Origin of the sequence: Streptomyces sp. NPDC101165, from assembly GCF_044768135.1 — a bacterium.
Classification (GTDB): Bacteria; Actinomycetota; Actinomycetes; order Streptomycetales; family Streptomycetaceae; genus Streptomyces.
Genome location: NZ_JBIWPG010000015.1, coordinates 177,372 through 188,557, shown reverse-complemented (window position 1 = coordinate 188,557; position 11,186 = coordinate 177,372). Strand labels below are relative to the sequence as shown.

9 protein-coding genes are annotated in these 11,186 nt (G+C 71.4%); 7 read left to right on the top strand and 2 right to left on the bottom strand.

The features are described 5' to 3' along the window. Window positions 1–14 precede the first annotated feature (14 nt). Window positions 15–230 (top strand): hypothetical protein, encoded by a 216-nt coding sequence (locus tag ACIRVH_RS30280; RefSeq protein WP_403959583.1) that lies wholly within the window; start codon window positions 15–17, stop codon window positions 228–230. A 65-nt stretch (window positions 231–295) separates the two neighbouring features. Here the strand turns inward: ACIRVH_RS30280 and ACIRVH_RS30275 are convergent, their stop codons facing one another. Further along, window positions 296–3,610: a S41 family peptidase gene (locus ACIRVH_RS30275; protein WP_403959580.1), complete on the bottom strand. Its 3,315-nt coding sequence runs from the start codon at window positions 3,608–3,610 to the stop codon at window positions 296–298. 167 nt (window positions 3,611–3,777) lie between these two features. Here ACIRVH_RS30275 and ACIRVH_RS30270 point away from each other — a divergent pair, with 167 nt between their 5' ends. The 5 genes from ACIRVH_RS30270 to ACIRVH_RS30250 all read left to right on the top strand — a co-directional run bounded on the left by ACIRVH_RS30270 (window position 3,778) and on the right by ACIRVH_RS30250 (window position 8,729). Further along, a complete protein-coding gene (locus ACIRVH_RS30270; RefSeq protein ID WP_403959577.1) occupies window positions 3,778–4,383 on the top strand; it encodes a TetR/AcrR family transcriptional regulator in 606 nt (201 codons plus the stop codon). Between the two features lie 142 nt (window positions 4,384–4,525). Next, complete coding sequence (locus ACIRVH_RS30265) at window positions 4,526–6,745, top strand: MMPL family transporter (RefSeq protein WP_403959574.1); 2,220 nt, start codon at window positions 4,526–4,528, stop codon at window positions 6,743–6,745. Between the two features lie 184 nt (window positions 6,746–6,929). After that, entirely contained in the window at window positions 6,930–7,313 is a 384-nt protein-coding gene (locus ACIRVH_RS30260) for a hypothetical protein (protein WP_403959570.1), read from the top strand. Between the two features lie 58 nt (window positions 7,314–7,371). Beyond that, on the top strand, window positions 7,372–7,887 hold the full coding sequence (locus ACIRVH_RS30255; protein WP_403959567.1) for a YbaK/EbsC family protein: 516 nt from the start codon (window positions 7,372–7,374) through the stop codon (window positions 7,885–7,887). Beyond that, window positions 7,884–8,729: an EamA family transporter gene (locus ACIRVH_RS30250; protein WP_403959564.1), complete on the top strand. Its 846-nt coding sequence runs from the start codon at window positions 7,884–7,886 to the stop codon at window positions 8,727–8,729. Before ACIRVH_RS30255 ends, ACIRVH_RS30250 begins: the two co-directional genes overlap by 4 nt. A gap of 151 nt (window positions 8,730–8,880) precedes the next feature. Here ACIRVH_RS30250 and ACIRVH_RS30245 read toward each other — a convergent pair whose 3' ends face one another. Next, a complete protein-coding gene (locus ACIRVH_RS30245; RefSeq protein ID WP_403959561.1) occupies window positions 8,881–10,227 on the bottom strand; it encodes a hydrolytic protein in 1,347 nt (448 codons plus the stop codon). A 232-nt stretch (window positions 10,228–10,459) separates the two neighbouring features. Here ACIRVH_RS30245 and ACIRVH_RS30240 point away from each other — a divergent pair, with 232 nt between their 5' ends. Next, a complete protein-coding gene (locus tag ACIRVH_RS30240) occupies window positions 10,460–11,152 on the top strand; it encodes a LuxR C-terminal-related transcriptional regulator (protein WP_403959558.1) in 693 nt (230 codons plus the stop codon). The last annotated feature ends 34 nt before the right edge of the window (window positions 11,153–11,186 follow it).

The window sequence follows — 11,186 nt, the reverse complement described above, 5'->3', positions numbered from 1 at the left end:
GGGAGTGAACCCACATGGGTATGAAGGACAAGTCCAACAAGATCGGTCAGGGCAAGGAGAAGGCCGGCCAGCAGGGCCAGCCGCAGCAGGGCCAGCCGCAGCGCGGCCAGCAGCAGCGCGGTCAGCAGCCGCAGCGCGGCCAGCAGCAGCGTGGCCAGCAGTCCGAGCGCCACATCCCGGACACGGACCAGGAGATGAGGGACCGGCTCGACCAGGACTACGACGCCTAGTCGTCACCCTCGACTTCACCCCTGAGGCGGGGTGCCCGGTGATCGCCGGGCACCCCGCCTCGTCGTCAGGGCCCGGTCCGGGGCGGCAGCTTCGGCCTCGACCGGTCCGGTACGTCGCTGTAGTCCGGGGGAACCGCCGCGGGGTTGGTGTCCAGCAGCTCCACGGCCAGCTGCACGGCGTCGTCGAGCTGGGCGTGCCGGCCCTCGGCCCAGTCCAGCGGGGTGCGCAGGATCTCCAGGTCGGGGGCGACGCCGTGGTTCTCCACGGACCAGCCGTAGGCGTCGAACCAGGCGGCGTTCATCGGGACCGTGATCACCGTGCCGTCGCCGAGGCGGTGCCGGCCGGTCATGCCGACGACTCCGCCCCAGGTGCGCTGCCCCACGACCGGTCCGAGTTTCAGGAGTTTGAAGGCGGCGGTGATCATGTCGCCGTCGGAGGAGGTCGCCTCGTCCGCCAGGGCCACCACCGGGCCCCGGGGCGCGTTCGAGGTGTACGACACCGGCTGCGCGTTCCGGGTCAGGTCCCAGCCCAGGATCGTCCGGGTGAGCTTCTCGATGACGAGTTCGCTGATGTGCCCGCCGGCGTTGCCGCGTACGTCCACGATCAGCGCGGGCCGGGACACCTCCATGCGCAGGTCCCGGTTGAACTGGGCCCAGCCGGAGCCGCCCATGTCCGGGATGTGCAGGTAGCCGCACTTGCCGCCGCTCAACTCCCGTACGACCTCCCGGCGCTTGGTGACCCAGTCCTGGTAGCGCAGCGGCCGTTCGTCGACGAGCGGGACGGCGGCCACCCGCCGGGCCACACCTGCCTCGCCCTCCGCCGGGGCGAAGGTCAGCTCCACGGTCGTGCCGCCCGAGCCCGCGAGCAGCGGGTACGGTCCCGCCACCGGATCGACCGGGCGGCCGTCCACGTGGGTCAGGACGGCGCCCTCCTGGATGCCGGTCCCGGCCAGCGGCGAGCGGGCCTTGGAGTCGGACGATTCGCCGGGCAGGATCCGCCTGACCGTCCAGCCTCCGTCCCGGCGCACGAAGTTGGCGCCGAGCAGGCCCTGCCAGCGCTGGTAGTGGGGCGGGCCCTCGTTGCGCCGGGCGGCGGTGACATAGGCGTGCGACGTGCCCAGCTCGCCCAGGACCTCGCGCAGCAGGTCGGCGAACTCGTCGGGGGAGGCGACCCGTTCGACGAGCGGCCGGTACTGGGCGAGCACGGCGTCCCAGTCGATGCCGCTCATGCCCGGGTCCCAGAAGTAGGAGCGGATGAGCCGGCCGGCCTCCTCGTAGGACTGGCGCCATTCGGCGGCCGGGTCGACCTCGTGCAGGATGCGGCGCAGGTCGATCCACACGGTCGTGTCGCTGTCGCCCGACTCGGTCGACGGCACCGCCCGCAGATCCCCCTCGTCGACCACCACGAGCCGGGTCCCGTCCCCGCTCACCGCGAACCAGTCGAGATGGTCCACGAGTTCGGACTTCTTCGCCTTGGTGATGTTGAAGTACTCCAGCGTCGGCCGTCCGCTGATGTCGGCCGGGTTGACGAAGGTCTCGCCGAGCGCGCCGGAGATGGGCCAGCGCAGCCAGACCAGGCCGCCGCCCGCGACCGGGTGCAGCGCCGAGTACTTGGACGCGATGACCGGGAACGGCGTCACCCGGTTCTCCAGGCCCTCCACCTCCACGGTGACCGTGCCGGCCTCGCCGGTCTCCTCGTCCTCGACGGGGTCGAGCCCGCCCGCCGCCGGCCGGCCCTCGGGGTTCAGGGCGAACGGGGACGGGGTGGCGGAGGACAGCGGGACCAGGTACGGGCGGCAGCCCAGCGGGAAGGACAGGTCGCCGGTGTGGACGTCGTACACCGGGTCGAAGCCGCGCCAGGAGAGGAAGGCGAGGTAGCGGCCGTCGCGGGTGAAGACGGGGTTCTCGTCCTCGAAGCGGCCGTTGGTGACGTCCACGATGAGCCGGTCCTTGATGCGGGCCAGCTTGATCTGCCGCAGCGAGCGGCCGATGCCCGGCTGCGACCAGGCGAGCCAGGATCCGTCCGGGGAGAAGGCGAGGTCGCGGACGGGCCCGTTGACGGACCGGATCAGCTCGGCGACCTGCCCGTCCGAGCCCTCGGCGACATCGCCGTCGGCCGCCGCCACCTCCGCTGCTCCCGCTGCCCCCTCCGCGCCCTCCGCCACGTCGATCAGCAGCAACCGCCCGTCGTGCGACGCGATCGCCAGCCGCTCGCCCAGCGGATCGGACGCCATCTCCAGCACCCGGCCCAGCTCGCCCGAGGCCAGGCGGCGCGGGGCGCGGTCGCCGCTGGCGCGGGGGAGGTGGGCGATCTCGATGGCGTCCTCGCCCTCGGCGTCCGTCACGTACGCCACCTGCCCGGTCGAGCCGAGCATCTCCGGCAGCCGGACCCGCACGCCGGGCGTGTCCGTGATCGTGCGCGCGGGGCCGTCCCGGTGCGTGAGCCAGTGCAGGCTGCCGCGCACGACGACGGCGCTGGCCCGCCCGGTCTCGTCCACGGAGATGCCGTCCACGTGCTGGGCGGCCGGCACCTGGTACCTGCGGCGGCCCGCGCGCGGGCCGCTCAGCCGGATGTCGAGCTTGTGCGGTACGGCGTTCGGGGCGAGGTCGTCCACCAGCCAGAGGTCGCCCGCGCACTGGTAGACCACCCGGGTGCCGTCGCTGGCGGCGTTGCGGGCGTAGAAGGCGTCGTGGTCGGTGTGCCGGCGCAGGTCGGAGCCGTCGTAGGCACAGGAGTAGAGGTTTCCGACGCCCTCGTGGTCGGAGAGGAAGGCGATCCGGCCGCCGACGAACATGGGGGAGGCCAGATGTCCGCCGATCCCCTCCAGCAGGCGCTGTCCGTGCAGCCACAGCCGGCCCATGGCGCCGCCCCGGTACCGCTTCCAGGAGGCGGGTTCGTGCGGTGGGGTGCCGGTGAGCAGCAGGCTCATGTGCACGTCGTCGATGTCGGCGACCTGGATGTCGGCGACCGGGCCCCAGGGCAGTTTGCGGCCGGGGTCGCCGTCCGTGGGCACCTTGTAGGCCCAGGTGTAGTAGGAGAAGGGCTGGCTGTGGGAGGCGACGGCGAGGATGTCGCTGTGGCCGTCCGCGTCGGGCGGCGTCCAGCCGCAGACCTGGGTGTCGACGCTGCCCCAGTAGGTCAGCTGCCGCGCGGGTCCGCCGTCGACGCCGACGAGATGGATCTCGGGCATGAGGCTGCGCCAGCTCGTGTAGGCGATCTGGCGGCCGTCGGGGGAGAAGCGGGGATGGCCGGCCTTGGTGCGGTCCACGGTGAGCCGCCAGGCACGGCCGGGGGAGTCGAGGGGGGCCAGCCACAGGTCGTCCTCGGCCACGAAGCACAGCAGGTCGCCGTTGAGGTGGGGAAGGCGCAGATAGCTCACCTCCCAATGCTTTTCCGTCGGCGCAGGCCCAGCAACTTATGGAAATCCGACACGCGTGACCCAGCACACGTACGAAACTGTTTCGTTTCGCTTGTTGCTGCGGTACATTCGTCACGTACGAAACCGTGTCGTTCGGAGCGGGCAACCGCGTCGGGAAGGTGAGAGACATGACTGAAGTCGCCGCAGCGCGTCGCAGTCGGATCACGCCCGAACGCGAGGCCGAGTTGTACGAGGCCGTGCTCGAACTGCTCCGCGAAGTCGGCTACGACGCCCTCACCATGGACGCCGTGGCCGCCCGCACCCGGTCCAGCAAGGCGACGCTCTACCGCCAGTGGGGCGGCAAGGCCGAGCTGGTGGCGAAGGCGGTGCGGCACAACAAGCCGGGCGGCTTCGGTCTCGAAGAGATCGACACCGGGTCGCTCAAGGGCGACCTGCACGCCCTGACGATGCGTTCGGACGACTGCGAGATGGAACAGAACTCCGCGCTGATGCGGGGTCTGGCCATGGCGATCCATGGCAACCCGGACCTCCTGCGGGCGTTCCGGGACCATCTGATCGAGCCGGAGATGGCGCAGTTCCGCGATGTGCTGCAGCGGGCGATCGACCGGGGCGAGGTCCGTGCGGACAACCCGGCGATCGAGTTCGTGATGCACATGATGATCGGTGGGTTCGCCGCCCGCACGATGATCGACGAGAAGCCGCCGACGCAGGACTTCCTCATTTCGTACATCGACGCCGTGGTGCTCCCCGCCCTCGGCGTCACCGCCGGCTGAATCCGTCGGCCGAGCCCCTCGGCCGGGCCCACCGGCTGAACCCTCTCCCCAGCATGCCCAGCACCTGACGTCACCGCTCACGTCGTCGGGCTGATCACCCCTGCCCAGATGAACCCCACGACCTGACCGGGAGTACGCCCCCGTGGCCACGTTCCTCTACAGAATCGGCCGACTCGCCTTCAGGCGACGGCACTTCGTCGCCCTCATATGGGTCGCGCTGCTCACCCTCGCCGGGGTGGGCGCCGCCTCCGCGCCGGCCGCCGGCAACTCCTCCTTCTCGATCCCCGGTACGGAGGCCCAGAAGGCCTTCGACCTGCTGGAACAGCGCTTCCCCGGGATGAGCGCCGACGGCGCGACCGCCCGGGTCGTCTTCAAGGCGCCGCACGGCGAGAAGATGACGGACGCCGACAACAAGGCGGCCGTCAAGAAGACGGTGAAGGAGCTGCGGAGCGGCTCCGAGGTCGTCACCGTCGCCGACCCGTACGTCGGGCACGCCGTCAGCAAGGACGGCACCATCGCCTACGCCTCCGTGAAGTACAAGGTCTCCGGCATGGAGCTGGAGGACTCCTCGCGCGACGCGCTGAAGGAGGCCGCGCAGGACGCGCGGGACGCCGGGCTCACGGTCGAGGTCGGCGGTGACGCGCTGCAGACGACGCCCGAGACCGGCTCCAGCGAGGTCATCGGCCTCGCGGTCGCCGCGGTCGTCCTCGTCATCACCTTCGGCTCGCTGCTCGCCGCCGGATTCCCGCTGCTGACCGCGATCATCGGCGTCGGCATCGGCGTCTCCACGATCACCGCGCTCGCGAACGCCCTGGACCTGGGCACGACCACCTCCACCCTGGCGTCGATGATCGGCCTCGCCGTCGGCATCGACTACGCCCTCTTCATCGTCTCCCGCTACCGCTCCGAACTGGCCGAGGGCCGCGAGCGCGAGGAGGCGGCCGGACGGGCCGTCGGTACGGCGGGCTCGGCGGTGGTCTTCGCCGGCCTGACCGTCGTCATCGCCCTCGTGGGCCTGTCCGTGGTCAACATCCCGATGCTGACCAAGATGGGTGTCGCGGCCGCCGGCACGGTCGCCATCGCGGTCCTCATCGCCCTCACCCTGATCCCGGCGCTGCTCGGCTACGCGGGCCGCCGGATCAAGCCGGCCGGCGAGAAGAGTAAGCTGCTCGGCGGCGGTCGCAAGCCCAAGCAGGCGGACCGCCCCAACATGGGCACCCGCTGGGCGAGTTTCGTCGTGCGGCGCCCGGTCGCCGTCCTGCTGCTCGGGGTGATCGGCCTCGGCGCGGCGGCGGTCCCGGCCGCCTCCCTCGAACTGGGCCTGCCGGACGACGGCTCCCAGCCGGTCTCCACCACCCAGCGCCGCGCCTACGACCTCCTGTCCGACGGCTTCGGACCGGGCTTCAACGGCCCGCTGATGGTCGTGGTCGACGCCAAGGGCAGTGACGACCCGAAGGCGGCCTTCACCAAGGTCGGCGACGAGATCAAGGGTCTGAAGGACGTCGTCACGGTCACCCCGGCCGCGCCCAACAAGGCCGGCGACACTGCGACGATCACCGTCATCCCGGACTCCAAGCCGTCCTCGACCACCACCGAGGACCTGGTGCACGCCATCCGCGGCAAGGGCGCGGACATCACCTCCGCGACCGACGCGAAGGTACTGGTCACCGGCTCCACGGCGATGAACATCGACGTCTCGCAGCGGCTGAACGACGCCCTGCTGCCGTACCTCGCCCTCGTGGTCGGCCTGGCCTTCCTGCTGCTGATCGTGGTCTTCCGCTCGATCCTCGTCCCGCTGAAGGCGGCCCTCGGCTTCCTGCTCAGCGTGATGGCGGCCCTCGGCGCCGTGGTCGCGGTCTTCCAGTGGGGCTGGCTGTCGGGCCTGATGAACGTCGAGGAGACCGGCCCGGTCATGTCGATGATGCCGATCTTCATGGTCGGCGTGGTCTTCGGTCTCGCCATGGACTACGAGGTGTTCCTCGTGACCCGCATGCGGGAGGCGTACGTCCACGGGGAGAAGCCCGCCCAGGCCGTCGTGACCGGCTTCAAGCACGGCGCACGGGTCGTCACGGCCGCCGCGATCATCATGATCGCCGTCTTCTCCGGCTTCATCGGCTCCAGCGAGTCGATGGTCAGGATGATCGGCTTCGGACTCGCCGTCGCCGTCTTCTTCGACGCGTTCATCGTCCGCATGGCCATCGTCCCGGCGGTGCTCGCACTGCTCGGCAAGAAGGCCTGGTGGCTGCCGAAGTGGCTGGACCGCGCCCTGCCCAACGTCGACGTCGAGGGCGAGGGCCTGCGCACGGCCGAGGAGCGCAGGGACTCCGACCCCGACGGGGAAAGGGAGTTGGTACGCGTCTGACGTACCGCCGATGAAGGACCGCCGGTGAGGGATCCGTGGGGACGGGGCGCCCTCACCGGCTTCTTCCGTGACTCAGGCGGGGCGCGGGGCGGATGAGTACCCACTGAGTACCCGCGCCCATGCCGCACCGGCGGCTCCCGGCGGAAGATCGTGGTCGTCCGCAGAGGCACGAAAGGAACCGCCGGTGAATCCCCAGACGTACGCGAACCTGTACGGCCCCGCGCAGCCGGCGCCCCCGGCACCGCGGCAGCGCCGGGGCGAGACCGCGGTGGGTCTGCTGGCCGTCCTGCTCTGGATCCTCACCCTCGCCTCGGTCGGCTGGCTGACGTTCCTCGTGGGCATGGTGGCCCTGTGGAGCCTGGCGGACGGCGCGTCCTGGGCTCAGACCCGGGCCATCGCCCTCCCGTACGTCCTGACCGTCGTCGGCGCCGCTGCGGCCCTGTTCGCGCTGGCCTTCGCCCCCGGCGTCCGCCGCCTCGCCCCGCTCACCCGCCTGCTCCTGCTGGGCGCCCTCGCCTTCCCGGTGCCGACGGCCCTGGCCCTGTGGACGTGGGGCCGGGTCGGCTGACGCGGCCGCACGGAAAACCCCGTGAGCGCGGCTCGGGCGATGTCGTAGCGTGCCCACCATGACGACGACAGCCGCCACTGACGCCGAAGAGTCCGGAGCCCACCCCCGTTTCGCCGAAGCCCTCCGCGCGCTCGGGCCGGCGGAACTCCTCGCCCGCACCCGCCGGTTCCCGGAGGCCACCCGTACCGCCGCCGAGGCCGCCGCGGCGATCGGGTGCGAGCTGAGCCGGATCTGCAAGTCGCTGGTCTTCGCGGCGGACGGGGTACCGGTGCTGGTGCTGATGGACGGGGCCTCGCGGGTGGACGTGGAGCGGGTGCGGGAGGTGCTGGGGGCCGGGAAGGTCACCCGGGCCGACGCCGACGTCGTACGCGAGACCACGGGGTACGCCATCGGCGGCGTACCGCCGTTCGGCCACCGCACCCGCACCCGGGTCCTCGCCGACCGCTCGCTGCTCGCGCACGACGTGGTGTGGGCGGCCGCCGGGACACCGCACACGGTCTTCCCGATCGAGCCGAAGGCACTCGTGGCCCACGCCGGTGCCGACCTGGTGGACGTCCGCGAGCAGACCGCGTGACGCCACTGGTCACCGCGGCGGTACTGCTCGCCGCGGTCACCCACGCCAGCTGGAACGCCATCGCGCACCGCATCACCGACAAACTGGTGGGGTTCACGCTGATCTCCGGCGGCGGCATGTTCATCGGGCTCGCGGCGGCGCCGTTCGTGGCGTTTCCGGCGGGGCCGGCCTGGCCGTACCTGCTCGCCTCCTCGTGCGTGCACATCGCCTACTACGCGTTGCTGATGACCTCGTTCCGGCTGGGCGACTTCGGGCAGACGTACCCGATCGCGCGCGGCAGCGCACCGCTGGTGGTGACCGTGCTGGCGGCGGTGTTCGCGCACGAGGTGCCCGGCGCGTGGGCGGCGGCCGGGATCGCCGTGTCGTGCGTCGGGCTCACCGGTGTCAGCCTGTGGGGGCTGCGCGGCCACCGGCCCAACTGGGCCGCGATCGGAGCCGCCCTGGCGACCGGTCTGACCATCGCCGCGTACACGGTGATCGACGGCCTGGGCGTACGCGCCTCGCACGCGCCGCTCGGCTACATCGCCTGGCTGATGGCCGTTCAGGGTGCCGTCGTGCCCGCGTACATGTACGCGCGCGTACGCGGTGACACGGTCCGGCAGCTACGGCCGTACGCCTTCCTCGGCCTCCTCGGCGCCGCCCTGTCCGTCGCCGCGTACGCCCTCGTCCTGTGGGCCCAGACCCGCGCCGCCCTCGCCCCCGTCGCCGCGCTGCGCGAGTCCTCGATCATCGTGGGCGCCGCCATCGGCGCCCTGTTCTTCAAGGAGCGCTTCGGTGCACCGCGGATCGCGGCGGCGGGTCTGCTGGTCGTGGGGATCGGGCTGATGCTGCACGCGGGGTAGCGAGCGCCCCGACAGGCCGCGGCGACCTGTTCCTTTCGGTAAGGGTGTGCTTTTTGGTCCTGGATTGCCGATTTCCGGCCGGAACAAAAGCCAACCCTTTACATTACCTGTCGGTAACGATCGACAATGGCCCGGAATCGGAAGGACCGGTTCATTCCCTGGTACGGCTGAGCACTCCGCTGACGTTGAGGACCTCGTGGCACCCCTGTGCCTGACGGCCGGTGGCCGGTGTACCGGGCTTCGCGCACGTCACGTTGATGGTCACGGTGTCGTTCGCGGGGATCTTGATGGGGGTCACCCAGTGGTAGTCCTGGTTCCGGAAGGTCTCCAGCGCGATCGTGGTGATCTTGCGCTCGCCGAACGTGATCGTCAGCACCCCTTCGTCGCCCTGGAAGTTGGCGACGACGATGTCCGTGACCCCGAAGACACTGTCCTTGGGCACCTTGTAGGTACCGGTCCTCGTCTGCCCGCCGGACGTCTTCAGGTCGATGGTCGCCGAGCTCTGCCGGCCGTCGCCGGAAGTGCCGTCGCCGCCCGAACCGCCGTCACCCGAGCCGCCGTCACCGCCGGTTCCGGACGGTGCCCCCGATGCCTTGCCGCCGGGCTTGTTGTTCCCACCGGTGCCCGGAGAGTCCCCGGCGCCCTGGTCCCCGGCGGTCGTGGGACGGGGCTGGACCGCTTCGTGGGCCGCTTCCTTGGCGGCGCTGCGCACCGCCGGACGGACCAGCGCGAACCAGGCGAGCAACAGCGCGAGCAGCGCGGCGAGCAGTGCGAGCAGCCACTTCGGGAAGATGGGTATCTGGACGAACTCCGCGTCCAGCGGCGCCCGTACGGCGGGCTCGTCCCGTCTGGTCTCCGCCTCCTCCCGGTCCCCGGTCTCGGCGGTGTCCACGGTGAACGGCCACACCACGGGATTGCCGAACCACACCGGCTTGGCCGTGCGGACCCGCAGCGCGACCTCGGTCGACTCACCGGGCTCCAGCTTCGGCTCCGCCGGGGTGAAGGCGAACCCCAGCTCCTCGCCGGCCTGGCCGGGAGCGAAACGCACCTGCACCGGGGTGTTGCCCTGGTTGCGCACGGCCAGCCGGTAGCGGCCGCGCAGCCAGCCGCGCCGGCGGCGCGGGGCCAGCTCGGTCTGCAGCTCGTGGAACTCCTCGACGTGCACGGTGGTTTCGAGGACCCGCACCGACTCGGGGTGCTCGGTCGGCAGCACCCGCACGCCGAGCGGCTTGTCGCCGGCCCGGATCTCCGGGGAGCGCGGCGGCGTCAGACGGAGCGTCACCGTCTCGGAGGTGCCGGGGTACAGCGAGACGCGCGCGGGTTCCACCGTGGTCCAGGGGGCGCAGTCCCCGACGACCTCCAGGCTGTACGCCTCGACGATGTCGCTGTCGTTGCGCACGGTCAGAGTGGTGGTGGCGATGTCACCCGGCGTCACTGTCACGGCCGGGATGTCGAGGCCGGGCGCACCGGGCCCGGAAGAGGCTGCGGAAGGCGTCACGCCAGCACGGTAGGAGAGCGCTCCGGAGCGCGGCGAGGAACGCGAGGGCAACACCCGGGCAGTCACGATGCCCGGGAAGCCAAGTCGAACGTCTTTGTGACAGCGGGTCGTTGATGTGGCGCGCCGCCTCCCGTGCGCCGCCCTCCCGTGGTCGCCTCGAGCTGCATTTCTTACCCCCACGAACTCATGAAGCAGGTACACCATGTCCCGTGTTGAGGAGAACGGCCCTGTTATGTCCGACGCCACGTCACATGCTGCCGCTCGGATCGACTCGACCCACCGGACCTCCCGCCCAGCTCGCCCGAACCCGGTGACCGTGGCCCTCTACGCCGCCGATCCCGTCCTGCGCATCGGCGTCGTCCAGCAGCTGCGCCAGCGCCCCGAGATCGACCTGGTGGACGAGGCCGACGCGGACCGGGCCCAGGTGTCTCTGGTGGTCGTGGACAGCGTCGACGACGACGTCGCCGCCCTGCTCAACCGACTGCGGCACAACAACGCCACGCACACGGGCCTCGTGGTCGGCACCCTCGGGGCCGGCGGGCTGCAACGGGTCATCGAGTGCGGCGTGGCGGCGGTGCTGCGCCGCGCCGAGGCCGACCAGGACCAGCTCCTCCGCCTGGTCCTGGCGCTGGCCAACGGCGAGGGAGTGCTGCCCGGCGACCTGCTCGGCAAGCTGCTCTCCCACGTCGGCAGCCTGCAGCGCTCGGCGTTCGACCACGGGAGCCTGTCCCTGTCCACCCTGACGACGCGCGAGGCGGACATGCTGCGCCTGGTGTCGGAGGGCCTGGACACCTCGGAGATAGCCCGCAAGACCGCGTACTCCGAACGCACCGTCAAGAACGTCCTGCACGAGATCATCACCCGGCTGCAGCTGCGCAACCGGGCCCACGCGGTCGGTTACGCGCTGCGCAACGGGCTGATCTGACGGACGGCGCCGTCGGGCCGGGCCGGGCCGAGGG